The sequence below is a fragment of the Nonomuraea sp. NPDC049309 genome, from assembly GCF_043196965.1.
In the GTDB taxonomy this organism is placed as follows: Bacteria; Actinomycetota; Actinomycetes; order Streptosporangiales; family Streptosporangiaceae; genus Nonomuraea; species Nonomuraea fastidiosa.
This window is the reverse complement of sequence record NZ_JBICSH010000004.1, coordinates 117,895-144,118: the sequence shown is the minus strand read 5'-3', so window position 1 is coordinate 144,118 and position 26,224 is coordinate 117,895. Positions and strand designations below refer to the sequence as shown.

General features: G+C 70.4%; 22 protein-coding genes. 12 read left to right on the top strand and 10 right to left on the bottom strand.

Going from position 1 to position 26,224, the window contains the following annotated elements:
* Positions 1-238: 238 nt before the first annotated feature.
* Genes ACGFIM_RS25790 through ACGFIM_RS25775 form a run of 4 tightly spaced genes read left to right on the top strand, consistent with a single transcriptional unit; the run spans position 239 to position 5,882 of the window.
* Positions 239-1,225: an ABC transporter permease gene (locus tag ACGFIM_RS25790; RefSeq protein ID WP_393204484.1), complete on the top strand. Its 987-nt coding sequence runs from the start codon at positions 239-241 to the stop codon at positions 1,223-1,225.
* A complete protein-coding gene (locus tag ACGFIM_RS25785; protein ID WP_393204481.1) occupies positions 1,222-2,133 on the top strand; it encodes an ABC transporter permease in 912 nt (303 codons plus the stop codon). Before ACGFIM_RS25790 ends, ACGFIM_RS25785 begins: the two co-directional genes overlap by 4 nt.
* Positions 2,130-4,160: a dipeptide ABC transporter ATP-binding protein gene (locus tag ACGFIM_RS25780; protein WP_393204478.1), complete on the top strand. Its 2,031-nt coding sequence runs from the start codon at positions 2,130-2,132 to the stop codon at positions 4,158-4,160. Before ACGFIM_RS25785 ends, ACGFIM_RS25780 begins: the two co-directional genes overlap by 4 nt.
* A 30-nt stretch (positions 4,161-4,190) precedes the next feature.
* Entirely contained in the window at positions 4,191-5,882 is a 1,692-nt protein-coding gene (locus ACGFIM_RS25775) for an ABC transporter family substrate-binding protein (RefSeq protein WP_393204475.1), read from the top strand.
* A gap of 191 nt (positions 5,883-6,073) precedes the next feature.
* On the opposite strand, the gene ACGFIM_RS25770 is transcribed toward ACGFIM_RS25775, so the two are convergent.
* Complete coding sequence (locus ACGFIM_RS25770) at positions 6,074-6,325, bottom strand: hypothetical protein (protein ID WP_364066995.1); 252 nt, start codon at positions 6,323-6,325, stop codon at positions 6,074-6,076.
* 185 nt (positions 6,326-6,510) lie between these two features.
* On the opposite strand from ACGFIM_RS25770, the gene ACGFIM_RS25765 reads away from it, so the two are divergent.
* Complete coding sequence (locus ACGFIM_RS25765) at positions 6,511-6,960, top strand: hypothetical protein (RefSeq protein WP_393204471.1); 450 nt, start codon at positions 6,511-6,513, stop codon at positions 6,958-6,960.
* A 450-nt stretch (positions 6,961-7,410) separates the two neighbouring features.
* Positions 7,411-7,581, top strand: coding sequence for a hypothetical protein (locus tag ACGFIM_RS25760; protein WP_393204468.1), 171 nt, complete (start codon positions 7,411-7,413; stop codon positions 7,579-7,581).
* A gap of 254 nt (positions 7,582-7,835) precedes the next feature.
* Here the strand turns inward: ACGFIM_RS25760 and ACGFIM_RS25755 are convergent, their stop codons facing one another.
* Together ACGFIM_RS25755 and ACGFIM_RS25750 are read right to left on the bottom strand one after the other, a co-directional pair.
* The gene (locus ACGFIM_RS25755; RefSeq protein ID WP_393204465.1) at positions 7,836-8,456 is read right to left on the bottom strand and encodes a pyridoxamine 5'-phosphate oxidase family protein; all 621 of its coding nucleotides are present in this window, start codon (positions 8,454-8,456) and stop codon (positions 7,836-7,838) included.
* Entirely contained in the window at positions 8,425-9,009 is a 585-nt protein-coding gene (locus ACGFIM_RS25750) for a winged helix-turn-helix transcriptional regulator (protein WP_393204462.1), read from the bottom strand. Before ACGFIM_RS25750 ends, ACGFIM_RS25755 begins: the two co-directional genes overlap by 32 nt.
* Positions 9,010-9,063: 54 nt before the next feature.
* Here ACGFIM_RS25750 and ACGFIM_RS25745 point away from each other — a divergent pair, with 54 nt between their 5' ends.
* The gene (locus ACGFIM_RS25745) at positions 9,064-10,404 is read left to right on the top strand and encodes an MFS transporter (protein WP_393204459.1); all 1,341 of its coding nucleotides are present in this window, start codon (positions 9,064-9,066) and stop codon (positions 10,402-10,404) included.
* A 41-nt stretch (positions 10,405-10,445) separates the two neighbouring features.
* On the opposite strand, the gene ACGFIM_RS25740 is transcribed toward ACGFIM_RS25745, so the two are convergent.
* Both ACGFIM_RS25740 and ACGFIM_RS25735 read right to left on the bottom strand, forming a co-directional pair.
* Positions 10,446-11,531: a PrsW family intramembrane metalloprotease gene (locus tag ACGFIM_RS25740; RefSeq protein WP_393204456.1), complete on the bottom strand. Its 1,086-nt coding sequence runs from the start codon at positions 11,529-11,531 to the stop codon at positions 10,446-10,448.
* 59 nt (positions 11,532-11,590) lie between these two features.
* Positions 11,591-12,802 (bottom strand): amidohydrolase, encoded by a 1,212-nt coding sequence (locus ACGFIM_RS25735; RefSeq protein WP_393204454.1) that lies wholly within the window; start codon positions 12,800-12,802, stop codon positions 11,591-11,593.
* A 37-nt stretch (positions 12,803-12,839) separates the two neighbouring features.
* On the opposite strand from ACGFIM_RS25735, the gene ACGFIM_RS25730 reads away from it, so the two are divergent.
* The 3 genes from ACGFIM_RS25730 to ACGFIM_RS25720 all read left to right on the top strand — a co-directional run bounded on the left by ACGFIM_RS25730 (position 12,840) and on the right by ACGFIM_RS25720 (position 15,343).
* The gene (locus tag ACGFIM_RS25730) at positions 12,840-13,241 is read left to right on the top strand and encodes an ester cyclase (RefSeq protein WP_393204451.1); all 402 of its coding nucleotides are present in this window, start codon (positions 12,840-12,842) and stop codon (positions 13,239-13,241) included.
* Between the two features lie 70 nt (positions 13,242-13,311).
* Positions 13,312-13,746 carry a pyridoxamine 5'-phosphate oxidase family protein gene (locus tag ACGFIM_RS25725; RefSeq protein ID WP_393204448.1) on the top strand — a complete coding sequence of 145 codons (435 nt, stop codon included), beginning with the start codon at positions 13,312-13,314 and terminating at the stop codon, positions 13,744-13,746.
* A gap of 742 nt (positions 13,747-14,488) precedes the next feature.
* The gene (locus ACGFIM_RS25720) at positions 14,489-15,343 is read left to right on the top strand and encodes a glycerophosphodiester phosphodiesterase (RefSeq protein ID WP_393204446.1); all 855 of its coding nucleotides are present in this window, start codon (positions 14,489-14,491) and stop codon (positions 15,341-15,343) included.
* 88 nt (positions 15,344-15,431) lie between these two features.
* On the opposite strand, the gene ACGFIM_RS25715 is transcribed toward ACGFIM_RS25720, so the two are convergent.
* The 4 genes from ACGFIM_RS25715 to ACGFIM_RS25700 all read right to left on the bottom strand — a co-directional run bounded on the left by ACGFIM_RS25715 (position 15,432) and on the right by ACGFIM_RS25700 (position 22,006).
* The gene (locus ACGFIM_RS25715; protein ID WP_393204443.1) at positions 15,432-18,275 is read right to left on the bottom strand and encodes a vitamin B12-dependent ribonucleotide reductase; all 2,844 of its coding nucleotides are present in this window, start codon (positions 18,273-18,275) and stop codon (positions 15,432-15,434) included.
* Positions 18,272-18,727, bottom strand: a complete 456-nt coding sequence (gene nrdR / locus ACGFIM_RS25710; protein ID WP_043614619.1) for a transcriptional regulator NrdR — start codon at positions 18,725-18,727, stop codon at positions 18,272-18,274. The genes ACGFIM_RS25715 and nrdR overlap by 4 nt, the downstream gene beginning before the upstream one ends.
* 598 nt (positions 18,728-19,325) lie before the next feature.
* Entirely contained in the window at positions 19,326-19,637 is a 312-nt protein-coding gene (locus ACGFIM_RS25705) for a LysM peptidoglycan-binding domain-containing protein (protein ID WP_393204440.1), read from the bottom strand.
* A gap of 2,093 nt (positions 19,638-21,730) precedes the next feature.
* Positions 21,731-22,006, bottom strand: coding sequence for a hypothetical protein (locus ACGFIM_RS25700; RefSeq protein ID WP_393204437.1), 276 nt, complete (start codon positions 22,004-22,006; stop codon positions 21,731-21,733).
* Positions 22,007-22,092: 86 nt separating this feature from the next.
* Between ACGFIM_RS25700 and lexA the strand changes: the two genes are divergently transcribed.
* Entirely contained in the window at positions 22,093-22,800 is a 708-nt protein-coding gene (gene lexA, locus ACGFIM_RS25695) for a transcriptional repressor LexA (RefSeq protein ID WP_364067022.1), read from the top strand.
* A 1,229-nt stretch (positions 22,801-24,029) separates the two neighbouring features.
* Here the strand turns inward: lexA and ACGFIM_RS25690 are convergent.
* Positions 24,030-24,878 carry an aminoglycoside adenylyltransferase domain-containing protein gene (locus ACGFIM_RS25690; protein ID WP_393204433.1) on the bottom strand — a complete coding sequence of 283 codons (849 nt, stop codon included), beginning with the start codon at positions 24,876-24,878 and terminating at the stop codon, positions 24,030-24,032.
* Positions 24,879-25,006: 128 nt separating this feature from the next.
* Here ACGFIM_RS25690 and ACGFIM_RS25685 point away from each other — a divergent pair, with 128 nt between their 5' ends.
* Positions 25,007-26,053 carry a MalY/PatB family protein gene (locus ACGFIM_RS25685; RefSeq protein ID WP_393204430.1) on the top strand — a complete coding sequence of 349 codons (1,047 nt, stop codon included), beginning with the start codon at positions 25,007-25,009 and terminating at the stop codon, positions 26,051-26,053.
* The last annotated feature ends 171 nt before the right edge of the window (positions 26,054-26,224 follow it).

Below are 26,224 nucleotides of genomic sequence, written 5' to 3'. Positions count from 1 at the left end.
GTGGCGCCGCACATCCGCCCTCCCGCCTCTGAGGCTGTGGCCCCTCCCCCGGTGCCGCCCGGCGCCGTCCTTCGCAGGGCGCTGGAGGACCTGCCCCCGGTCCCTGACGCCGGCCCGATGGGCCGACTTCTTTTGGCGCATCAGGTGCGCCACCACCTCACTTCGTGTAGCAATATGACTACGATGGGCCACATTCGGTGGCGTGTCGGCACGTTCGGCTGCGTAGGAGGGGAGGGCGATGGCGGGGTTCCTGGCCCGCAGGCTGCTCAACTACGCCGTGCTCGTGATCGTGGCCGCCAGTCTCGCCTACCTCCTGGCCGCCGTGGCCCTCGACCCGCGCTCCAACTACGCCGACCGCACTCCCAAGCCGCCGCCCGCCGTCGTCGACGCCCAGCTCACGGCGCTCAACCTCAACGACAAGACGCCGCTGATCGAACGGTACGCGACCTGGGCGTCCGGGGTGCTGCGCGGCGACTTCGGCAAGACGGTCGCGGGCGCGCCGGTCAACGACGACATCAAGCGCCGCATGGGCGTGACGTTCCGGCTGGTCATTCTCGGCCTGGTGTGCGGCAGCCTGCTCGGCGTGGCGACCGGTGCGCTGGCCGCGGTCCGCCAGTACGGCTGGTTCGACCGGCTCTCCACCGGCCTGTCGTTCCTGGTGCTCGCGGTGCCCGTGGTCGTGCTGGCCAACATGCTGATCCTGGTGGCGTCGTGGGCCAACGAGAACGTGTTCGGCCGCTCGCTGCTGCTGGTCAGCGGCGAATACAGCGACGGGCTCACCACCGGCTTCTGGGGCCAGGTGGCGGACCGGCTGCAACACCTGGTGCTGCCGACCATCTCGCTGTCGGTCGGGCTGATCGCGGTGTTCAGCCGCTACCAGCGCAACATGATGCTCGACGTGCTGGGCGCCGACTTCGTCCGCACGGCCAGGGCCAAGGGGCTGAGCAGGCGCAAGGCGCTGACCCGCCACGCGCTGCGCACCGCCATGATCCCCGTGGTCACCTACTTCGCGTTCACCTTCGGCGCGCTGCTGACCGGCGCCACGTTCACGGAGAAGATCTTCGGCTGGCACGGCCTGGGCGAGCAGCTCATCAACTCGATCTTCAGCAACGACGTCAACACCGTCGCCGCCATCTCACTGCTGGCCGCCGTCGCCGTGCTGTGCGCCTCGCTGGCCGCCGATCTGCTGCACGCCGCGCTCGACCCGAGGGTGCGGGCCGGATGACGCTGTCAGACGAGGAGCTCGCGGAAGAGCTGTCCGACGGCACGGTCGTCAGGGCGCCGTCCAGGGCGCGCGTGGTGTCCAGGCGCTTCTTCGCCTCCACGCAGGGGCGCATCGGGTTCGCGGTGCTCGCGCTGATGTTCCTGCTGGCCTTCGCAGGGCCGCTGTTCAGCCCGTGGACGTACACCGACAAAGACTTCACCGCGTTCCTGCAGCCGCCGTCGGCGCGCCACTGGTTCGGAACGCTCCAAACGGGCGCCGACGTCTTCGCCGTCACCCTGCGCGGCATGCAGAAGTCGCTGGTGGTGGGGCTGCTGGCGGCGCTGGTGTCCACGGCGCTGGCAGCGATCGTGGGCGCGTTCGCCGGCTACTTCATGGGCTGGACTGACCGGGCGCTGAGCTGGGTGACCGACCTGCTGCTCGTGCTGCCGGCGTTCCTCATCCTCGCGATCCTGTCGCCGCTGTTCGGCGCGGGCCAGTGGCCGCTTTTCGTGATCATGCTGGCGCTGTTCCTGTGGATGGTGACCTCGAAGATCGTGCGGGGCATGGCCATCTCGATCAAGCAGCGCGAGTACGTGCAGGCCGCGCGCTACATGGGCGTGCCGCCGGTGCGGATCATCTTCCGCCACGTCATCCCCAACATGTCCTCGCTGCTCATCGTGGACGCCACGCTCAACGTCAGCAGCGCCATACTCACCGAGACCTCGCTGTCGTACTTCGGGTTCGGCATCCAGCCGCCCGACGTGTCGTTCGGCACGCTCATCGCCGACGGCTCCAAGACCGCGGTCTACGCGCCGTGGACGTTCTGGTTCGTGGCCGGCCTGCTGGTGATCACGGTGCTGGCGGTCAACCTCGTCGGCGACGCGCTGCGCGACGCGTTCGACCCCTCCTCGTCGCGGAGCGAGCGATGACGGCGAAGCCCGTGCTGGAGGTGCGCGACCTCACCGTGTCGTTCGGCGGCGTGCCCGCCGTGCGCGGGGTCGGCTACGCCGTACGCCCCGGCGAGGTGCTCGGCATCGTCGGCGAGTCGGGCTCCGGCAAGTCGGTCACCTCCGCCGCCGTGATGGGGCTGCTGCCGCCTGGCGCGCGGGTCACCGGCTCGGTCCGCCTGCACGGCCGCGAGCTGATCGGCGCCCCCGAGCGCACGCTCAACTCCTTCCGCGGCAAGACCATGTCGATGGTCTTCCAGGACCCGCTGTCCGCGCTCACCCCGGTCTACCGCGTGGGCGACCAGATCGCCGAGGCCGTCCGCGTCCACCAGCGGGTCAGCAAGGAGACCGCGCTGATCAAGGCCGTCGAGCTGCTCGACCTGGTCGGCATCCCCCACCCGTCGGAGCGGGCCCTCGCCTTTCCCCACGAGTTCTCCGGCGGCATGCGGCAGCGCGTGATGATCGCGATGGCCATCGCCAACGACCCCGATGTGATCATTTGCGACGAGCCGACGACGGCGCTCGACGTCACCATCCAGGCGCAGGTGCTGGAGGTGCTCAAGCGGGCGCAGGCCAAGACCGGCGCCGCGATCATCATGATCACCCACGATCTGGGGGTGGTGGCCGGCTTCGCCGACCGGGTGCTCGTCATGTACGCGGGCCGCCCCGTCGAGGTGGGCGGCGTGGACGACGTGTTCTACCGGCCGCGGATGCCGTACACGGTGGGGCTGCTCGGCTCGATACCGCGCGTCGACATGGGCGCGCGCCGGCCGCTGACGCCCATCGAGGGCAACCCGCCGTCGCCGGGTGAGCTGCCGCCCGGCTGCCCGTTCGCACCGCGCTGCCCGATGCGCATCGACGAGTGCGAGAAGGCGGAGCCGCCGCTGTTCGACGTCGGCGATGGCCACCGTGCGGCGTGCATCCGCTGGCAGGAGGTGCACCCCAGGCCGCCGGGCCGGCACGCGGCCCCCGAGGAGGGCGCCCACCTGGCGGTGCGCGGCGAGCGCACGGTGCTGGAGGTACGCCACCTGGTCAAGGACTATCCCCTGCTCAAGGGCGCGATCTTCAAGCGGCGGGTGGGCACCGTGCACGCCGTGGCGGGGGTCAGCTTCGACATCCGGCAGGGCGAGACGTTCGGCCTGGTCGGCGAGTCGGGCAGCGGCAAGACCACCACGCTGACGCAGATACTCGAGCTGGCCGCGCCCCAGGAGGGCCGCATCGTCGTGCTCGGCCACGACACCGCCAGGCTCACCAGGGCCGAGCGCAACGAGATCCGCCGCGACATGCAGGTCGTCTTCCAGGACCCGCTGGCCTCGCTCGACCCCCGCATGACCGTCCACGACATCCTGGCCGAGCCGCTGCGCACCCACGGCAGGCCCGATCCGGCGCGCCGGGTCGGGGAGCTGCTCGCGCTCGTGGGCCTCGACCCCTCCCACGCGGCCCGCTACCCGCAGGACTTCTCCGGCGGCCAGCGCCAGCGCATCGCCATCGCCAGGGCGCTCGCGCTGGAGCCCCGGCTGCTGGTGCTGGACGAGCCGGTCTCCGCGCTCGACGTGTCCATCCAGGCCGGGGTGATCAACCTGCTCGACTCGCTGCGGACCAGGCTCGGGCTGTCGTACCTGTTCGTGGCGCACGACCTCGCGGTGGTGCGGCACATCGCCGACCGGGTGGCCGTGATGTACCTCGGCAGGATCGCCGAGATCGGGCAGGTCGAGCTGGTCTACGGCGCGCCGATGCATCCGTACACACAGGCGCTGCTGTCGGCGATCCCCCTCCCCGACCCCGTACGCGAGCGCTCCCGCGAGCGGATCCTCCTCGAAGGAGACCTGCCGAGCCCCGCCCATCCCCCCTCGGGCTGCCGCTTCCGCACCAGGTGCCCCAAGTTCCGCGCCGAGCTGACCGACGCGGAGCGGAGGCTCTGCGTCGAGGTCGAGCCCGAGGTGCGGATGCTGGGCGACGAGGACCAGGGGGCGGCCTGCCACTACGCAGACAGGCGCGAAGTCGTCTAGACCTCGCTCGATCCGGGAGGGATACGTTCGATGAAACGATCACGTCGACTCGTGTCGGCCGCCATGGCGGCTGCGCTGCTGCTGGCGGGCTGCGGCAATCAATGGGGCAACAGCGCGGGCATGGACGGCGCCGGGGACGATCGGGAGCTCAAGGGGTACGACATCAACCCGCAGCCGCGCGAGAAGGTGAAGGACGGCGGGACGCTGCGCTGGGGCATCAACGAGTTCCCCACGCAGTGGAACAGGAACCACGTCGACGGCAACCTCGCGATGGCCGCGGTGGTCAGCAACGCGCTGCTGCCGGGGCCGTTCGTCTCCAACGAGAAGGCGGAGATCTCGGTCGACACCGACTACGTGCTCGACGCCCGGGTGACCAGCCAGAAGCCCAAGCAGGTGGTGACGTACCGGCTCAACCCGAAGGCCAGGTGGTCCGACGGCAAGCCGATCACGTGGGCCGACTACCGCGCCCAGTGGCAGGCGCTCAACGGGCGCGACCCCGATTACCGCATCGTCTCCTCCACGGGCTATCAGGACATCGAGAAGGTCGCGCGGGGCAAGGACGACTACGAGGTGGTGGTGACGTTCGAGCGGCCGTTCGGCGACTGGCAGGCGCTGTTCGGGCCGCTGCTGCCGGCCTCGACCAACCGCGATCCCGAGTCGTTCAACACCGCGTGGCTGAACAAGATCCCGGTGACGGCGGGCCCGTTCAAGTTCGGCGGGTTCGACCAGACGGCCAAGACGATCACTCTGGTACGCGACGACAACTGGTGGGGCCGGCGGGCCAAGCTCGACCGGATCATCTTCCGTGCCTCCGAGCAGGACTCGCTGATCAGCGCGTTCGGCAACGGCGAGCTGGACATCATCGACATCGGCCCGTCCGCGCCCGACTACGCGCGGGCCAAGGCCACCACGGGCGCGCAGGTGCGCACGGCCGCCGGCCCCGATTTCCGGCACTTCACCTTCAACGGCTCCAGCGCGCTTCTCAGCGACGTGCGGGTCCGCCAGGCCATCCAGCTCGGCATCAACCGTCAGGCCATCGCGCAGTCCGACCTGCAGGGCCTCGACTGGCCGATCACCGTGCTGAACAACCACTTCTTCATGAACACCCAGGAGGGCTACCAGGACAACGCCGGCGAGCTCGGCGTCTACGACCCCGAGAAGGCCAAGCAGCTGCTCGACGCGGCGGGCTGGAAGCTGAACGGCCAGGTCAGGCAGAAGCAGGGCAGGACGCTCGAGCTGCGGTTCGTGGTGCCGTCGGGGGTGCAGATCAGCAAGGCCGAGGGCGAGCTGGCGCAGAGCATGCTCGCGCAGATCGGGGTGAAGCTCACCATCAAGGCGGTGCCGAGCGACGACTTCTTCACCAAGTACGTCATCCCCGGCAACTTCGACATCACCCCGTTCGCGTACATCGGGACGCCGTTCCCGGTGTCCAGCAGCTACGGCATCTACGCGAACGCGACGAACGGCAAGAACTGGAATGCGAACTTCGGGCGGTCCGGGTCGCCGGAGATCGACCAGGCGATGAGCCGGGCCGCGCAGAGCCTCGACCCGGCGCAGGCCCGCGCGCTCACCAACGAGGCCGACAAGCTGCTCTGGCCGCTGGTGAACGTGCTGCCGCTCTACCAGCGCCCGCAGATGGTGGCCGTCCGCGCGACGCTGGCCAACGTGGGGGCGCGCGGCTTCTTCGACCTCCAGTACGAGGACATCGGCTTCACCGCCTGACCCCCGGCCGCCGGATTTCGGCGCTCCGGCCGGACGCCACCGTCGAGCTCCGCCGCTTGACTCCGGCCGTGCCTCGTCGCGCCGCCGCGCTCGTCCCGGGCGCGGCGGCGTGGCATGCCGGCGGCTCCTTCCCCGGGCGGCGTGGCGATGCGGCCGCGCTCCTCGGCCAGGTGGACCGGCTCGCGGCGGGGTCAGGTGGCGGTGCCGGCCATCACGCGGTCGACGATGCCCTGAGTGCCCTCCTGGCGGGCGCAGTGGGCGCAGCAGTACCAGTGCTCGCCCGACTGCACGCCGTGCCCGATGACCTTGGTGCCGCAGTGCTCGCAGATCGGCGCCATGGCCTCGATCGCGCACTGGAAGCAGTCGAAGGTGTGCACCGCTCCCTGCGCGCGCACTTCGAAGGCCATGTCGTAGTCGTTTCCGCAGGTCTCGCAGACGGCCATGGTGATCCCCTCAAGCTCCGGTCCCTTACCCGGTCACCTGGTCCCCCTTCCCCGAGAGCGCCTCCTATTCCGGCTGTTCACCACCACTTCCGGCATGCCGGGCATCCGATCGTTTCGGTTGAAATTTCGGTCAGAGCGCAGTAAAGATCGTCCTTGCTCATGCTCACCTCGCAGAAGGACTCTTCGTGCTGACCCGAACGATCATCGCGGCCACGCTCGCCGCCGCCGGGATCGCCGCCGTTCCCGCCCCCGCGTACGCCGCCTCGGCCGCGTACACCCCCGAACGCGTCTGCGGCAAGGGCTTCAACCGCGTCAAGGACGGCCATCGGGCGATGAAGACCTCGCGCGGAGCCGTGTTCGGCCACGTCTACCTGATGTACAACAAGCGCACCGGCAAGAACTGCGTGGCCGCCATCAAGACCGCCTACGTAGGCGCCCGCACGACCACCGGCGCCTACCTCGAGGTGCGCGGCGGCGGCCGGAGCGAGGACGTCCAGCGCTACCGCTACTACGCCGAGACCGGCCACCTCGACGGGGCCTGGAAGTGCGTGCGCTACAGCGGCTGGACGCGCGACCCCGGCAACCACGTCACCGCGTGGGGCGGCCGCAAGTCGTGGGGCAACTGCCAGGGCTGACGACCAGGGATGATGAGGCGGCGCGTCAGGGGTAGGGTGCGGAAGAGGGACGCGCGAGACGCGCCGGTCCCCCGCTTTCGCACAAATCAGCATTCGCCGCGACCGTTCACCCGCCGAGGAGATCCTGCCGTCTTCGTAGAAATACGTTGAGCGAGCGGACAAGCCCGGATTAGGTTGGCGCGCATGGCGGCGAGCAAGGGGCCGTCATCGCGTCGCCGGCGCGGCGCGGCACACGGACGTCAAGGAGAAAGGACGCGCTTCGGAAGGGGGAAACACCATGAAACGCGTCAGAGTCACGAAGTCGGCCAAGCGGCGCCCCCGGCCGGCGCTGGAGCTCGACCTGCGGTCACCGGCGGGTCGCCGCCTTCCCTACTGACTTGCTCCTTACACCGATCTTACGGGGGTATCTGTAGATAACATAGGTAACAGGACTATCACGGGGGGCTCACGATGAAGAGGCTTGTGGTGGTGCCGCCAGCTGTTGCCAGGCACAAGATCCGCGACATCCGGTCGGCGGATCGCCGTCGCAGGCCACCTGCCGATGCCAAGGTCGTCGACCTGCGCGCCTACACCGGCAGGAACGTCATCCGTTTCCCGGGCGGGCCGACCCCCGCCGCCTGAGACCTCCGTTCGCCGACGTCACCGCGGTCCGGGCCGAGAGCCGGCCCGGACCGCACGGCGGCGGCTCCAGCCGCCCAGGCTGCTCCAAGCGGTCTTCGCCTTACCGCTCAGACACCCTTCGATCCAGCCGTACAGGCGCCCTTCCGGATCAGCCGCACCGGCCGAATCACCCGTCCAGGCGCCCTTCCGGATCAGCCGTGCAGGCCGAATCACCCGTCCAGGCGCCTTTCCGGCTCAGCCGTGCAGGCCCCGATTCAGCCGTACAGGCGCTCCTTGTACGACTCACCGTAGTAGTGCTCGAGCTCTTCGAGCGTCTCCTCCACAGGTTGCACGTCCTTGATGATCCGCGCGTGTGACGGCAGCGCATCGGGGTTCCAGGTGTCCGGCTTCCACAGCGACGAACGCAGGAACGCCTTGGGGCAGTGGTGGAAGATCTGCTCGATCTCGACGACGAGCGCGAGATGCGGCCGGTGGCCTTTGACGGTCATCTCATCGAAGAACGGGGCCTCGCGGACGATCCGGGCGCGACCGTTGATGCGGAGAGTCTCGTTCCGCCCCGGAATCAAAAAGATCAGCCCAACGTGCGGATTTTTCAGGATGTTGCGGAATCCGTCGGCCCTGCGGTTCCCCGGCCGGTCCGGTATGGCGATGGTGGCGTCATCGATGATGTGGACGAATCCCGCCGGGTCGCCCTTGGGCGAGACGTCGCAGGCGCCCGTGTCGTCGGACGTCGCGATCAGGCAGAACGGCGAGGCCGCCAGCCACTCTCGGTCGCGCTGGTGCAGGCGGGGCCGGTCCTTGGTGGCGGCCCGGGGCTTGACCTCCCCCAGCAGCTCGCGCAGCTCAGCCTCGGACTCGATCTCCGTCCACGTCATGTGATCTCCCTTCGGGGGTTTCCCCAATCTTTTCAGAAATGGGAGAAAGCATCCGATGTGGGGTTCGTAGGGCGCGACTGACCGGGTCCTGCCTGGCGTCGTGGCGCAGGCCGGGGCCTGGACGGATCTCGATCTCCTCGAGCGGGACCGTGCGGTCGCAGGCCGGGCAGCGGGAAGCGTGATCGAGGCGGGTGCCGCAGGCCACGTGGTGGAAGAGCCGGCGCGGGCCGCGCTCGGACAGGTGCCGCTCACCCCATCCGATCAGCGCCAGCACGGGCGGCCACAGCTCGCGGCCCATCGGGGTCAGGACGTACTCGTGGCGCGGCGGCGCGTCCTGGTAGCGGCGGCGTTCGAGGACGCCGGCGGCGACCAGCGCGGACAGGCGCTGGGACAGCACGGCCTTCGGGATGTCGAGGTGGGCCTGGAAGTCCGCGAAGCGGCGCACGCCGTACAGGGCGTCGCGGACGACGAGCAGCGTCCACCGCTCCCCGATCACTTCCAGCGCGCTGGCCAGCGAGCAGTCCTGACCTGCGTAGTCCTTACCGAGCGCCACGCCCCCATGTTAGTTCAATCATCGAACCGTGTTACGGTGCGCGGTGTGAGTTCAATGACCGAACCTTGGGCGGCCGTTCCCCGGCGCTGGACGCTCCCCGTGGCGGCGTCGGCTCCGTTCCTCGCCATGACGAACTTCTCCTCGCCGATGGTGACGCTGCCCCAGATCGCACGGTCGCTGGACGCCGGCCCGACCGGGCCGGTGTGGATCCTCGGCTCGATCGCGCTCGGGCTGTCGTCGTTACTGCTGGTCGCGGGCGGGCTCGCGGACGACTACGGGCGCAGGAGGGTGCTGGTGATCGGCAGCGGGGTGCTCGCCGCGGCGAGCGTACCGGCCGCGGCGAGTCCAGGCGTGGTGACGTTCGTGCTGGCCAGGCTGGTGCAGGGCGGGGCGAGCGCGGCCATGCTGGCCGCCAGCCTGGGCATCGTGGGGCACGCCTTCCCCACCGGCGCCGCCCGGGTGCGGGCGACCGGCCGGTACGGCGCCATGATCGGCCTCGGCACGATGGCGGGACCGCTGCTGTCCGGCCTGGTCGCGACGGCGATGAGCTGGCGGGCGGTCTACTGGCTGACGGCCGCCGCCGCGCTGGCCCTGACCGTGCTGGCGGCCAGGGCGCTCGACGAGTCGCGCGCGCCCGCGCCGCGCCGGCCGGACGTGCCCGGCGTGGTGCTGCTCACTCTCGGCCTGGCCGCGCTGGTCGCGGGCGTGACCGAGGGGCGTCTCGGCTGGTCGCGCCCCATCGTGGTGCAGGCGTTCGGGGCGGCCGCGGTGCTGATCGCCGCGTTCGTCGCCGTCGAGCTGCGCAGGGCCGAGCCGCTGCTCGACATGGCGCTGTTCCGGCGGCCGCTGTTCCTGGTCGCGACCGGCGGCGCCGTGATCGTGGGCACGGCGGTGGTGGGGCTGTTCAGCTACCTGCCGACGCTGCTGCAGGCCTCGTACGGGCTGACCGCGCTGGACACCGCCTGGCTGTTCGCGGTCTGGGCCGGGATGTCCTTCGTCACGTCGCTGCTGTCCACCCGCGTACGCCTGCGCACCGCCGGACGGTTCGCGCTCGGCCTGGCGCTCAGCGCGACCGGCTACACCTGCCTGCTCAGCCTGGCCACCTCGCTGTCGCTGCCGCTGGTCGTGGCGGGCGTCGCGATCAGCGGGACGGGCTCTGGGCTGATCAACTCCTCCATCACCCACCTGGCGGTCGAGAGCGTGCCCGCCCACCGGGTCAGCATGGGCTCGGGAGCCAACAACACCGCGCGGTACATCGGCTCGTCGCTGGGCGCGGCCGGCATGGCGGCCGCGGTGGCGGCCTTCGGCCTGTCGCAGGGCACGGCGGTCGCGGTGACGGCCGCCATCCTGCTCACCGGCCTCACCGCACTCGCCGTCCTGCTCGTCCGGACCTGACGCCGCCCGCGCCCGCCGCGCCGCTCGTCCGGGCCTGACACTCACCAGCGGCGCGACCTGGCCATCGCCGTCAGGTACGCATCGCGCTCGGCCGCGAAGCGCGCCGGGTCCATGCTCTTGCGCTCGGCCCTGATGTGCAGCATGGTCAGCTCGGTAGCCGCGTGCTGGTAGTCGCTCATCGCCCGGCCGAGCCCCGCCTTCCTCGCCCACTTGCGGGCCGCCTTGCGCGTGGACAGCGTGGTGAGCATGCGCAGGTCGGCGTCGCTGATCAGCCCCGTGGCCTGGTAGGTGGGCAGGTAGTAGGCCATCTTCCCGATGAGGTGGCGGCGCTCGTTGACGGTCACCACGATCAGCGCGATCAGCGCCACCATGATCACCAGGTAGGCCCCGCCGAGCACGTTCAGCGACCCCGTGCTCGCCGCGCCGTTCCACAGCCCGTGCAGGAAGACCGCGCCCAGGTAGCCGAGCGGGATGGCGGCGTACCTGCCCGCGGTGCCCCGGGTCAGCGCGTACGCGATGCCGAGACCGATCATCGAGGTGTAGATCGGATGGCCGAGCGGGTCGATCAGGCCGCGCATCACGAAGAGCTGCACCGCCGCGCCGGGGCCGTCCTCGCCGAAGGCCAGCAGGTAGTAGCCGACGTTCTCGACGGTGGCGAAGCCGAGGCCGGTCATGGAGGCGTACACGATGCCGTCGGTCAGCCCGTCGATCTCCGCGCGCCTGCGCAGGAGCAGCAGCAGAGCGGAGCCTTTCAGCGCCTCCTCGATCACCGGGGCCAGCACGATGGAGCCCACGTCGCGGACGGTCGCGGCGGTGTAGCCGGCCCTGGTGAACAGCTCCTGGCCGGCGAGCGTGAGCGCGATGCCCGCCACGATCGCCACCCCCGCGCCCCAGGCGAAGGCGAAGGCCAGGTTGAGCTTCGGCTCGGGCTCGAGCCTGTCCAGCGAGAGCACGGCCGCGAGGAGCACCGGAAGGGGTGCGAGGCCCAGCAGCGCGGACAGGCCGAACCCGACGGGACCGCCGGCGTGCAGCATCACCGCGAGCACGATGAGCGCGAGGAGACCGGAGGCGACAAGCCCGATCAGCAGGGCCTTGCTGGGGCGTTGGGCGAGCAGCGGAGCAGTCATGGTGGTGCCCTCTCTTCCCGTCTCCCCGACCGGCTATGCGCCCCGGCCGTCACCCACGCTTAACGGTCGCTCGATTCCCGGTAATAAGGATCTGCCACCACGGATTCGCCGTCTGCGTACGAATACACTTCCCGGCCCGCGATGAAAACCTGCACCGCGCGGCTCATCACGTCGAGCGGGTCGCCGTCCCAGATGACCACGTCGCCGTCGAGCCCCGGCCGCAGCGCGCCCACCCGGTCGTCGATGCCCATGATGCGGGCCGGGTTGACGGTGATCGAGCGCAGGGCGGCGGCCCGGTCGAGCCCTTCCTTGACCGCCAGCGTGGCCTGGTGGACGAGGAAGTGGATGGGCACCACGGGGTGGTCGGTGGTGATCGCCACCTCGACGCCGGCCCGGTCGAGGATGCCGGGGTTGCGCAGCGAGCGCTCCCGCAGCTCGACCTTCGACCGGCTGGTGAACAGCGGGCCGATGATGACCGGGACGTTCCGCTCGGCCAGGATGTCGGCCAGCAGGTGGCCTTCGGTGCCGTGGTTGATCACCAGGCGGTAGCCGAACTCGTCGGCCAGCCGCAGCGCGGTGGCGATGTCGTCGGCACGGTGGGTGTGCTGGCACCAGGGCAGCTCGCCGTCGAGCACGCGCACCAGGGTCTCCAGCGTCGCATCGCGGTCGAACGGCTTGCCCTCGTCCGCCGCGGCGGCCTTCCTCGCCTTGTAGTCCTGTGCCTTCATGAACGCGTCGCGGATCACCGCGGCGACGCCCTGGCGGGTGGAGGGCAGCTTCTTCTGGTCGCCGTAGACGCGCTTGGGGTTCTCGCCGAGCGCGCTCTTGACGCTGACCGGCTCCTTGATCAGCATCTCGTCGACCGTCCTGCCCCAGCACTTGACCGCGACCGTCTGGCCGCCGATGGGGTTGCCGGAGCCCGGCTTGATCACGGCGGTGGTCACGCCGCCGGACAGCGCGTCGCCGAAGGCCATGTCGGCCGGGTTGATGGCGTCGAGCGCGCGCAGGCGGGCGCCGTTGGGGTCGGTCATCTCGTTGGTGTCCTGGCCCGCCCAGCCCTCGGCCTCCTCGTGCACGCCGAGGTGGCCGTGGGCCTCCACGAAGCCGGGCAGGACCCAGCGGCCCGCGGCGTCCACGACGCGGGTGCCTTCGGGGATCTCGACGTCGCGGCCGACGGCGGCGATCTTGCCGTCCTGGATGAGGACGGTTCCTCCGTCGATGGGGTCGCCGTCGACGGGCACAACGTATCCACTGGTAATGGCGAGGTTCATGAGTCGTAACCTACAGGTCACCGGGTAGAGGGGACGTATGCTGGCCGACCTGTACCGACGATGGCTCCTGGAGCTGTGGAACGGCGACTTCGCGCTGACCGGCGAGCTGGTCACCCCCGATTTCATCGGTCACTGGCCCGGCATGGACGTCTCGGGGCCCGAAGGGCTCGCCGAGGCGCTGCGGCAGGCGCACGAGCCGTTCGCCGGTGTGCAGCTGACCCTCGACGTGGGGCCGATCGTGGACGGCGATCTCGTGGCGGCGCGGTGGACGTTCGCGGGGGTCTACCGGGGCGGGCTGCCCGGGGCGACGGCGCCCGAGGGCACGGGGGTGGCCTTCAGCGGGCACGACATCCTGCGGGCGCGGGAGGGGCGATTCGCCGAATACTGGGTGATCTCCGACTTTCGGGCCTTCAGCCGGCAACTCGGCATTTCGATATAGGGTGATATTTCCTCTTATCTAGCCGATGGGTCGGTGAATGGCGGAGAAGTACGGTCCGGTGCCTCAGTCCATGCGAGACGAGCAGCTGTCCGATCTCCTGGCCGCGCACCGCTTCGGCGCGCTGGCCGCCAACCAGAGCAGTGGCCACCCCCACCTGTCCACCGTCGCCTACACCTGGGACTCCCGGCAGCGCGTCATCCGGATCTCCACCAGCGCCGGGCTCCTCAAGGTGCGCCTGCTCCATAAGGACCCGCGCTGCGCGCTGTACGTCGCGAGCGACGACTTCAGGGCCTTCGTCGTGGCCGAGGGGGAGGCCGAGCTGTCGCCGGTGAGCACCGAGCCGGGTGACGAGGTGGGCAGGGAGCTGCTGGCCATGCAGCCGCCGTCCGCCGTCTCGGGGCCGGGGCGGGAGGAGGCGTTCCTGCGGCAGGTGGTCGCGGACCAGCGCCTCGTGATCAGGATCCGCGTGACCCGCCTGTACGGAACATCCCTCCCCGTCGGCTGACCCCCGCCTCGCCGGGAAAGTCACCGTCCGAGCGGACCGCCTCGCACACCCGATTCGGGCGGAACGCCACACCCGCCGAACCACTCCACCACCCAGCAGATCGCCCCGAACGCCCGGCTTCCACGGAACGCCACACCCGCCGAACCACTCCACCACCCAGCAGATCGCCCCGCACGCCCGGCTTCCACGGAACGCCACACCCGCCGAACCACTCCACCACCCAGCGGATCGTCCCGCATGCCCGGCTTGCGCGGGACGGCGCTGCGCGGCGCATGATCCGGCGCCCGGGGCATGCAGGCGGCTTCGCAGCAGAAACGGCCGTATGTCACGGTCGGCCCAGAACCAACACGCCTATCCGTTCCGCCCGCATGCCGCGGGGTTCGCGTAGAACCGCCCCGCACACCGCCGTCCACACAGAACACCACCGCATGCCGCCGGTCATACAGAACCGCCCACGGGTTGCCGTTCGCGCAGAACCACCCGCGCGTTGCCGTTCACCCGGAAACACCCGCGTGCGCCGTTCCCCCGGAACGCCACCCCCACCACCCCAACCCCTTTGCGCAGTATGTGGCGTATGCCGCGCGGACCGCCCGCGAGGCCAGCCGACCCGCCGAATTCTTTACCTTCGATCCGCGCGTTTATTGCTCATCCGTGCGGCACCGCTGGGTTACTCTCCCCTCAACTCGAAGTCACAAGATCTTGTCACCGTCGAGTCGTCATCTCTTCCCACCAGAGGAGACCCATGATTCAGCGGCTCGCCGTGCTGACCATTGCCTCACTGTCCCTCACCTTCCTCGCCCCTTCCGCCCCCACCGCGGCCACGACGAACGAGGTGGAGAGCGCCGCGGCGGCGGTCACCGCCGTCGCCCACCGCGGCGCCTCGGCGTACGCGCCGGAGAACACCCTCGCCGCCCTCCGCCTGGCCGCCGACCAGGGCGCCGACATGTTCGAGCTGGACGTTCAGGAGACCAAGGACCACCACCTGGTCCTGATGCACGACACCACGCTGACCCGCACCACCGACGTGGAGAGCCGCTTCCCGGACCTCGCTCCGTGGAACGTCGGCGACCTCACCCTCGCCCAGATCCGCGAGCTCGACGCCGGCTCCTGGAAGTCCGGCAAGTACAAGGGAGAGCCCGTGCCCACGCTGGGCGAGGCGCTGGAGAAGATGCAAGGCGAGGGCCTCGGCCTGCTGCTCGAGGTCAAGTCCCCGGGCCTCTACCCGGGCATCGAAGCCCGCATCGCCGCCGAGCTGCGCCGGCACTCCTCCTGGCTGGCGCCGGGGCGGCTGGTGGTGCAGTCGTTCGACTGGAACTCCATGCGCCGCTTCGCGCGCCTGATGCCGCAGGTGCCGATCGGGCTGCTCGGCACACCGTCCACCGGTGAGCTGCCGGGGCTGGCCACGTTCGCCGACCAGATCAACCCGCCGTACGGCGAAGTGACGGCCGCGTACGTCCGCCAGGTCCACAAGCTCGGCATGGACGTCTTCACCTGGACGGTGGACGACCCCGACGTCATGCGGCGGATGGTGACGTACGGCGTGGACGGCATCATCTCCAACAAGCCCGACGTGCTGCGCTCATACCTCGACTCCTGAGCCACCGCCCACGCAACGACAAAGGGCCCGGATCGGAATCCGGGCCCTCTTGTCATGCGCTCGTTACACGACCGCCGCACTCACCAGATCAGCTGCAGCCGCTGGTCGAGCCGCAGCCCTCGCAGACGTAGCAGCTGCCCGCGGGGCGCATCTTCGTGCCGCAGGTCATGCAGAGCGGCGCGTCCGCCGTGAAGCGCCGGTGGCTCTCCAGCGTCAGCTCCTGCTTGACGGCCGGCGGCTCCTTCTCGACCTTCGGCTCAGCGGCAGCGGCAGCCGCGGCGGCAGCCGACTCGATCGGAGCCGACTGGGCGAGCGCCTCGGGGTCGACCGTCTCCTGCAGCGCCGCCGGGTCCTCGCCACGCTGTTGCGCCGCCCGCTCGGCCGCCGAGAAGATGCCGAGCGCCGCCCGCTCCTCGTACGGCAGGTGGTCGAGGGCCAGCCTGCGGAAGATGTAGTCCATCACCGAGGTGGCCATGCGGATGTCCGGGTCGTCGGTCATCCCGGCCGGCTCGAACCGCATGTTGACGAACTTGCTGACGTACGTCTCCAGCGGCACGCCGTACTGGAGGCCGATGGAGATCGCCACCGAGAAGGCGTCCATGACGCCCGCCAGCGTCGAGCCCTGCTTGGACATCTTGAGGAAGACCTCGCCGAGACCGTCATCCGGGTAGGACGAGGCGGTCATGTAGCCCTTCGCACCGCCCACTGTGAAGCGGGTGGTCGTGCTCGGCCGCTGGTTGGGCATGCGGCGGCGGGTCGGCCGGTTGACCTCGACGACCTTGACCTCGGGCTCGGCCTTCTGCTCCTGCTTCTTCGCGCTGTCGCCGGCCGACAGCGGCTGGCCGACCTTGCAGTTGTCGCGGTAGACCGCGAGAGCCTTCAGGCCGAGCCGCCAGCCCTCGAGGTAGACCTGCTCGATGTCGTCGACCGTGGCCGACTCGGGCAGGTTGACGGTCTTGGAGATGGCGCCGGACAGGAACGGCTGCGTGGCCGCCATCATCCGGACGTGCCCCATGGGAGCGATCGCCCGCTCGCCCATCGCGCAGTCGAACACCTCGTAGTGCTCAGGCCGCAGGCCCGGGGCGTCGACGACGTGGCCGTGCTCGGCGATGTACTCGACGATGGCCTCGATCTGCTCCTGCTGGTAGCCGAGCTGCTTGAGCGCCCGCGGGACCGTCTGGTTGACGATCTGCATCGAGCCGCCGCCGACGAGCTTCTTGAACTTGACCAGCGCCAGGTCCGGCTCGATGCCGGTCGTGTCGCAGTCCATCATCAGGCCGATCGTGCCCGTGGGGGCCAGCAGGCTGGCCTGGGCGTTGCGGTAGCCGTACTTCTCGCCCAGCTTCAGGCACTCCGACCACTGGCGCGTCGCCTCGGCGTGGATCTTGGCGTCCATGGTGCCGATCGTGCGCAGGTCGTCGTTGGCCGCCGCGTGCTTGCGCATGACCCGCTTGTGCGGCTCGGCGTTGCGGGCATAGCCCTCGTACGGGCCCACCACGCTCGCCAGCTCGGCGCTGCGCCGGTAGGACACGCCCGTCATCAGCGACGTGATCGCCGCCGCCACCGCCCGGCCGCCGTCGGAGTCGTAGGCGTGGCCGGTCGCCATCAGCAGCGCGCCGAGGTTGGCGTAGCCGATGCCGAGCTGCCGGTACGCCCGCGTCGTCTCGCCGATCTTCTCCGTCGGGAAGTCGGCGAAGACGATCGAGATGTCCATCGCGGTGATGATCAGCTCGGTCAGCTTGACGAAGTCGGTGATGTTGAACGAGCCGTCGTCCTGCAGGAACTTCAGCAGGTTGATGCTGGCCAGGTTGCAGGAGGAGTTGTCGAGGTGGACGTACTCGCTGCAGGGGTTGCTCGCGGTGATGCGGCCGGTCTCGGGGGTGGTGTGCCAGTCGTTGATCGTGTCGTCGTACTGGATGCCGGGGTCGGCGCACTCCCAGGCGGCCTGGGCCATCTTGCGGAACAGCGTCCGCGCGTCGACCTTCTCGATCACCTCACCGGTCAGGCGGGCGCGCAGGCCGAACTCGCCGCCGTTCTCCACCGCGCGCATGAACTCGTCGGAGACGCGGACGGAGTTGTTGGCGTTCTGGTACTGCACCGAGACGATGTCCTTGCCGCCGAGGTCCATGTCGAACCCGGCGTCGCGCAGCGCGCGGATCTTGTCCTCCTCGCGCGCCTTCGTCTCAATGAACTCCTCGATGTCGGGGTGATCGACGTCGAGCACGACCATCTTGGCGGCCCGGCGGGTGGCACCGCCGGACTTGATCGTCCCCGCCGACGCGTCGGCGCCGCGCATGAACGACACCGGCCCGCTGGCCGTGCCGCCGCTCGACAGCAACTCCTTCGAGGAACGGATCCGCGACAGGTTCACACCCGAACCGGAGCCGCCCTTGAAGATCACACCCTCTTCCTTGTACCACTCCAGGATCGACTCCATCGTGTCGTCCACGGAGAGGATGAAGCACGCGCTCACCTGCTGCGGCGACTGCGTGCCCACGTTGAACCACACCGGCGAGTTGAACGCGAATATCTGGTGCGCCAACGCGTACTTCAACTCATGGTCGAAGATCTCGGCGTCCTCGTCGCTGGCGAAGTAACCGTGCTCGAGCCCCGTCTTCGTGTAGACGCCGACGACCCGGTCGATGAGCTGCTTGAGGCTCCACTCACGCTGCGGCGTGCCCACGGCGCCACGGAAGTACTTGGTCGTCACGATGTTGGTCGCGTTCATCGACCAGAAGTCGGGGAACTCGACACCTCGCTGCTCAAAGTTGACCGACCCGTCGCGCCAGTTCGTCATGACGACGTCCCGGCGCTCCCACTTGATCTCGTCATACGGGTGCACACCGGGCTTGGTGAAGATCCGCTTCATCTTCAGGCCCTTACGCGGACGCTTGCCCCCGCGCGCCACTGAACCGCTGGCCGTCTCCGTCATGACTCCCCCTTCTCCGCCTTCAACTGTTTGATCTCGGCTTCGAAGTCCGCCAGGCTCTCGAAACCGCGATACACCGATGCGAACCGCAGGTACGCCACCTCATCCAGCTCGCGCAGCGGCCCGAGGATGGCCAGCCCTACCTCGTTGGACGGGATCTCGGCCGCACCCTTCGCCCTGATGGCCTCTTCGACCCGCTGCCCCAGCTGCGCCAGCGAATCCTCACTGACCGGCCTGCCCTGGCAGGCCCGCCGTACGCCCGCGACGACCTTGTCACGCGAGAACGGCTCCGTCACTCCGCTGCGCTTGCTCACCATGAGCAGTACGGTCTCCTGCGTGGTGAACCTGCGTCCGCACTCGGGACAGGTCCGCCGGCGCCGGATGGCCGCACCGTCGTCCGTCGAGCGACTGTCGATGACCCTGGTGTCAGGGTGGCGACAGAACGGACAGTGCACGCTTTTTCGCCTCCAAGACCTGCGGCCACCACACGCCGCAGAGACCCCCGTGACAGGACGCTGACGCACGCTCCACGGCACCCCATGGAGCGGTCACGGAAACACAAGGTGTGGTGAACTACATCGGTGTAACTACTAGATGTTGTGGTCCAACCGTAGAAGCGTGCCGCCATGAACGCAACTCGAGCCGACTGTTTCCGCCGAAGTCGCTGATCAGCCCACCCGGCTCACCCGTCCCGGGCGTGTCGCACCGCCGCGGCGAACTTCTCGCAGGTGAGAGCGTCACATCGGTTGTGTACGGGCCCGCACGTGAACGAATCTCACAGCGAGATCGACCGACACCCGCCACGCTCCCGCCCACCGCGACGACCCCCGTTTCATCCGACCGACCAGTCACACCCGCCAACGCATGCCACGCCCCTACTCCCCCCTCCTCCACCTCCCATGCGCCCTCCCGGAAGCGGACTACGGACCACCGCGACGCACCCGCTGCCGGCGCACCGCTTACCGAGGCGCACTCATTTGGAGAGGACCCACGATCTGCCGCATCCGAGGAGCGCAATCAGGACTCCGTGACGCGATCACCGGGAGGCGCCGATCACCGTAACGCCGCCGCGTCCCTCGGGACGTACAGGCGGCTGCCGGGCTGGATGAAGGAGTCGGGCAGGCCGTTCAGCCGCTTGATCTCCTCCACCAGGGCGGCGGGATCCTCCCCTTCCGCGAGCGCGTCAGCGATCTGCCACAACGTGTCCCCCTTGTGCACTTCCACCCACGGCAGCCCGGCATGGTCGGTCACCACCACCTGCACCGCCGCGTAACCGGCGGCCCGCGTACCGAGCCAGAAGCCGCCCAGCGACAGCAACGCCGCCGCGACGACCAGCACGATCCGCCCGCGCCGCGTCAACCGCACAGGAGCCGCCTGCCGCCCCGCCTCGGCCCTCCCCGGGCCAGTCGCACAGCCTCGCTCCCGCCCACCCTTGCTCACGTGCGTTCCGGCGCCCTGCCGCCCGGCCGAACTCCCCCGCCCGATCACGCCACCCCGCCCCGGCTCACCATCCCGCCCGGCACCGGCCCGCCGCCCGCTCACACTCCCCCGCCCGGCTGCACTGTCCTGTCCGACGCCGCTCCCCCGCCAGACCGCGCCGCCACCCCCGGCCATACGCTCCCGCCGAACCACGCCATCCCCCGCACCCGCACTCCCCCGCCAGACCGCACCGCCGCTCCGCCCGGCCAGGTTCCCGCGTCCGAGGACGCTCTCCTGTTGAGGCGTGCCGCCCCGCAGGATCCCGCTACGCCGCCGGACTACGCCGCCGCGGCGGGAGGCCAGGGCCGCCTCCCCACGTCCGCCGGTCGTTTCGCGCTCTGATGCCGCCCCGGGCTCAGCCGCCGCCTGGCGACCTGTCGCCGTCCCACGCCTGGTCGCGCTCGCCGCCGCCGAGAACCCGCTGCTTCGGCCCGCTGAGAGCACATCGCCGCGCCCCCTGGCGACCTGCACAGAACGTCGCCCGGACCCACCGGCTCGCTCCGGCCCGGACGCCCCTGCCTCTCCCTGGATGAGAGTCAGCCGAGCCCGCTGGGGTACGCCACCGACCTCACCTGTGCCGGCTCGCTTCCAGAAGCGCCGGAAGAGGGCGATGCCGCTGACGGCCTTCCCGCGCCCGCTCCGGGAAGCAAGGAGACGGCCGAGCGGGGTGTCGGGCCCACGCTCACCACGCCGGAACGGCCCGGAAACGTCATCGATCCCAGCAAAGGCCGGTGACGGAACGCGGCCCACGCCACCACTGCGCCGCAGGCGTGCGGGCACGCCGCCCCCACCTTCGGCCCCCGCCGGGGAGATGCGCCCCCTGCCGGTACCGCGCCGGGAGCGAGCAGCAGCGTCGTTCCGTCCGACGGATGACGGCGGCACAGTACGACCGCCGCCATCACCCCGCCGGAATGGCACAGAACCGCTCCCGCCCCTAGCCCCAGGCGGAATACGGCGGCCCACACCGTCACCACGACGAAAAGGCACAGGACCGACCCCGCCCTCATCCGCGGCCCCCGGCAACGCGCGGCCTGCTCCACCGCCACGCCGGAGAGCCGCAGGAGCGTCGCCGTTCCCCGCGCCGGCCGCCGAGGGCTCGCCTCCCGCGTGGACGCCTCGCTGGAGATCGCCGGGAGTGTCGCCGCGTCCGGTAGCGGGCGTGGAGGTGGGGCGGGCCTCGCCAACGCGAGCCCGCGGAGGGTTGGGGCCGGGGGGTAGGCCGCCGGCGTTCGTCCCGCGTCGGCGTGGCCTGCCCGATAGGGGCGCGTCATCGCTCAACCCGTCCGCGTCGCGCTGGCGCCGACGCCCGCCAGCCCCCGCCATACCCCCGTCGCGCTGCTGCCGGCGTGCCCCACCGGCCCTCGGCACGCCCTCACGCGACCCATCCGCGTCGCGCTGCCGCCGGCGTGATGCGCCTGGGAAAAGCGCACCGCCGCGCAGATCATCCGCATCGCGCTGCCACCAGCGCGATTCGCCGACCCCCGCCATACCCTCACGCGGCCCATCCGCCCGACGCTGCCGCCGACGCGACCTGCCGGGAAAGGACACACCGTCGCGCGATCCGTCCGCGTCGCGCTGCCGCCGGCGTGATGTGCCTGCGAGAGACGCGCCGTCGCGCAGACCGTCCGCGGCGCGTTGCCGCCGCCGTGGGTCGCCGGGGGCCGCCATGGCCCGATCGGTCGGCGTGGCGGTCGCTCCCGCGGTACCCGTGACCGCTTGCCCGCTTCTGGACGGTGTGCGGTTTTTCGGCTCCCCGCCCGCGCCGGCCGGGCGTCTTTGGTTTCGAAGAGGGGCGCCGACTTCTTCGGGTGTGTCGCGGCTTCGCGGCGACCGGCGCCTTCCCGTAATGCCTATCTCGTCCGGAATCCCGTTGTTTTGTGCCTGCCGCTCGGCGTCTTCGCCGGTGCGCGGCGGCGGTACGAGGTACAAATGGGGCCTCCCCCCGCGACTCGCACGGGACCCCAACCTCTTGCCGGAATTCACGCGAACACTCCCCCCGCCCGCGTATTGCCTGTCCGTCGATCGTCACTCCGCGTCGCTTCGGCGATCAAGGTGAGCCGGTTGACGTCTTCGCTGGTCGTGTCCGTGTTTGCGGGCGTTCGCATGGCTGACCTCCTGCCGTGCGGCCCGAGGAAAAGGCCAAAATAGATCGGCGAATCGAACACGGTGTCGATCGAACTCCCGTACGATGTTGTACACCACACTGGCGACAATTTCGAGGAAGACTCGAACAATTGTTTGAAGATGATCTTCAACAGCGATACGGTCGCTGTGTGCGACATCAGGACCACACACCGGGAGGTCCGCCGGTGAAGCGGGCCGCCAGGCGAGGAGGAAGAGCATGACCGAGCGGGATGGCACGAACGGGGTCAATGACCTCGCGGTGCGCCGACGAGACGCCCTGGGCTTGACGCCCAGGCAGCGCAAGATCCTCGAGGTGATCCGCGACTCGGTACAGCAGCGCGGCTATCCGCCCTCCATGCGCGAGATCGGCGAGGCGGTGCAGCTGACCAGCACGTCCAGCGTGTCGCACCAGCTCACCGCCCTGCAGCGCAAGGGTTACCTGCGGCGCGACCCGCACCGCCCGCGCGCCTTGGAGGTCCGCCTCCCGGGCGAGCCGGTGCTGTGGGTCGACCCCGACGCGGGCACCGAGGAGCCCACGGTCAACCGCCCGACCGCCGCCTACGTCCCGCTCGTCGGCCGCATCGCCGCCGGTGGCCCGATCCTCGCCGAGGAGAGCGTGGAAGACGTCTTCGCGCTGCCCAAGCAGCTCGTCGGTGAGGGCACGCTGTTCCTCCTCCAGGTCACCGGTGACTCGATGATCGAGGCCGCGATCGCCGACGGCGACTGGGTGGTCGTACGCCAGCAGCCCGTCGCGGAGAGCGGCGACATCGTGGCCGCGATGATCGACGGCGAGGCCACGGTCAAGACCTTCAAGCGAAAGGACGGCCACGTCTGGCTCGTCCCCCACAACCCCAACTACGAGCCGATCCCCGGTGACGAAGCCAGCGTGCTGGGCAAGGTCGTAGCGGTACTCCGCCGCCTCTAGCCTGTCGGTCTCGACCTCTCCTCACTCGGGTCCCGCTCGTATCCGACTCTTCGCGTGATTCTTCGCGGGAAGAGTCTCGTGGCGTGCCCCCTAACGGGGCGGTGTCTCCACGCGCGGGGCGGCGCCTTCGTCCGCCCCGCGGCCAGTGGGCCAGTGCCTCTTGACGCAGGGCGGCGCTTTCGCCTTCCCGCGGTCAGCGCCTTCCCGACACCGGGGGGCGTCGTCGTGTTCCCCCGTCCAGTGCCTTCCTGGCGCGGGGCGGCGCTTTCGCCTCCCCGCGGTCAGCGCCTTCCCGACGCGGGGCGGCGTCTTCGCCTCCCCGCGGTCAGCGCCTTCCCGACGCGGGGCGGCGTCTTCGCCTCCCCGCGGTCAGCGCCTTCCTGGCGTCGGTAGCCGGGCGGCGGCACGTCCGGTCCGGCGGGTTCGCCGGTGCGTCCGTCCTGCCGTCCGGGTCCGTGATGCTGGACGCCCGCAGGCCGGCGGCACCTGCGCTCTCTCAAGGTGCCGTCGGTCCGGAGGCGCTGTCGCTCCAGGTACGCCGCCGGTCCGAGTGCGCCGCTGGACCGGGTGCACCACCGCTTCGGGCGCGCCGCCGGACCGCGTGCACCGTCGCTCCGGGTACGCCGCCAGTCGGGTACGCCGTCAGTCCGGGCGCGGTGCCGGTCTGGGTGCGGGTGCGGGTCCTGCTGTGGCGACAGTCCAGTCACGCCATCGGTGCAGGTGAGGTGACGGTCCCGTCGGCGTTGTCGGCGCGAGTGCGGCGGCACCGCGACACCATGAGCGCGGCTGCGGTGCCGGTCTGGCGGCGGGGCTGGGACGGTCGGGTGTCGGGACGTTCACAGCCGGTCCGGGCGGGCGGTGGCGGGCGGCACAGGACCGGTTCCCGTCGCTCGCCGGCGCACGTCCTCCTCGCGCCTTCGCCTGTCGCACATGTTCGTGGGCCTGATGTCACGCGTCTGGCCGGGGCTTCGTGGTCAGGATGTCATGCGGGTGTCCGGGGCGGTGGTTCCTCGCGGTTCCTGGTGTCGCTGCTCTTCCGCGTTATGGTGCCGCCGGCCGCCACGAAGTGGGACGGTGCCGTCGGCGCGCGGGCCGCTGCGGTAGGTGGCGTCGGTGACGCTCGCTGCGTACGAGATCCGCCCGTTGCGCTGCGGCACGCCGGGTCCTTCCCTGCTGCCGAGGCCGGCGCAGCGATGGGGTTGGTGTGCCGGCAGGGCGCTGAGGCCCGGTCAGTCCCCTCGTGCCTGGTACAGCCGGTGCCCCGCCGTGATGACCTGATCGGCGAAGTTCAGCACGTCCCGCCGCCGCTCGAACGGCGAGCCGTAGAGCGAGCGGCGCGGCGTGCCGAAGTGCTCGCCGAGACCCGAGACCAGCCCGGACAGCGACGGCTGGGCGGAGTCGTCGCGGCGCAGCCGCAGCGCCTCGTTCACCACCCGGTGCCACCGCTCGGGGAACGCCTCCAGCGCGTGCAGTGCGGCGGCCGTCTTGGATGCGATCTCCCCGGTGGCCAGCGTGTAGTGCAGGCGGGAGACGCCGGTGACGACCCAGACCGTGCCGTACCCGCCGAGGCAGGTGATCCCCCACGGCGAGACGAGGCGGGAGGCGCGGGTGACGAGCCGGCGCCAGTAGCCGTCGAGGTTGCCGTCGATCCACGCGGCCAGCGCGCCGGGATCGTTCCATATCTCCAGCTCCTCGGGCTTCGGCCCCCGGCAGGTCAGCCCGTGGCGGGCGAGGGTGTGCCAGGTGACCGGGTTCGGCTCGCCACGCCGGTTGAGCCGGCAGCCCTCGGCCTGGGGGCGCTCGCCCAGCTCGGCGGGGTCGCGGCCGAGGTCGTCCCAGGTGAGGTAGATGCCTTGGAACGGGTGGGCGCCGAGGCGCGTGTGGATGCGTTCGAGCACGCCGGTCGCGGGCGGCTCGGTGGTGACGGCCACGAAGTCGACGTCGCTGGTCTCGGGCTGGTAGTCGCCGAGTGCCGCCGAACCTTCGAGGTAGAGCCCTTCCACCAGCCCGGGGGCCTCCGCGTCGGCCACGGAAAGGTACGTCTCGACGATGGCGTCGATCTTCGGGTGGGGAGTCATGGCCGCCCAGCCTGCCATAAGCGGCGCCACCGCCTCATCACATTCAAAGATCCTAGAATGGCCGCGTGGAGGACGCATATCCCCCAATAGACCTTAAATCCGTACATGATGGACTGAAGTGGGCAGCGGTGGAACCGGGCGTCATACCCGCCTGGGTCGCCGACATGGACCTGCCCACGGCCCCCGCCGTCCAAGATGTCCTCGCCAGGCGTGCGGCCGGCGACCTCGGCTACCCGGCCTGGCTGCTCGACCCGTCCGCGGGCCCCCTGGCCGAGGCGTTCGCCGAGCGCATGTCCACCCGGTACGGCTGGCAGCCCGACCCCACGCTCGTCCGCCCGTTCAACGATCTCAACCAGGCCCTCCAGGTGCTGCTCCAGATCTGGACGCGGCCCGGCGACGGGGTGGCCCTGCACACCCCCGCCTACCACCCGTTCCTGACCACGTTGCAGGTCATGGACCGGCCCCTCCACCCCATCCGCCTCGAACCCGACGGCGACACCTGGCGCTTCGAGGTCCCCGACCTCTCGGGCTGCCGGGTGCTCCTACTGGTCAACCCGCAGAACCCGACCGGCCGCGCCTTCACCCGCGCCGAGCTGGAGACGCTGGCCGAGTGCGCCGAGCGCCACGACCTGCTGGTCATCGCGGACGAGATCCACTCCGACCTCGTGTACGAGCCGCACCGGCACATCCCGTTCGCCACCATCCTTCCGGAACGCACGGTCACCCTCACCTCGGCGACCAAGGCGTTCAACCTGGGCGGCATCCGCTGCTCGGTCGCCCACGTCGGGCACGCGGGCGTCCGCGCGGCCCTGGAGGCGCAGCCACCCTTCGTGTACGGCTCCCCCAGCGTGTTCGGTGTCGAGGCCACGGTCGCGGCCTGGCGGCACGGGGACGCCTGGCTGGCCGAGACCCTGGCCCTGCTCGACCGCAACCGCCGCACCATCGCCGAGCGCCTGCCCGGCACGTTCCGCTACCGGATGCCGGAGGCGACGTACCTGGCCTGGCTGGAGGTGGGGAGGCCGGGCATGGCGGAGGTGATCGAGCGCGAGGCCAAGGTCAAGCTGAACGACGGCGCCGCCTTCGGGCCCGGTGGCGAGCACTGCGTACGGCTCAACTTCGCGACCACCGAGGCCATCCTCGACGAGATCCTCACCCGCCTGTCCACCATCCGCTGACCTCCCGGCCACAGCGACCTGAGGGAAGGGGCGGGCCGACCGGGAGACACCTGCCACCCGCACAACGACCCTCCCGGATAAGGAGGGGCGAGCCGTCCCCAAGAGACCGACCGCCCGCACAACGACCCCGGGAGAAGGAAGGGCCTGCCGGCCGGAAGAATGCGGACCCGG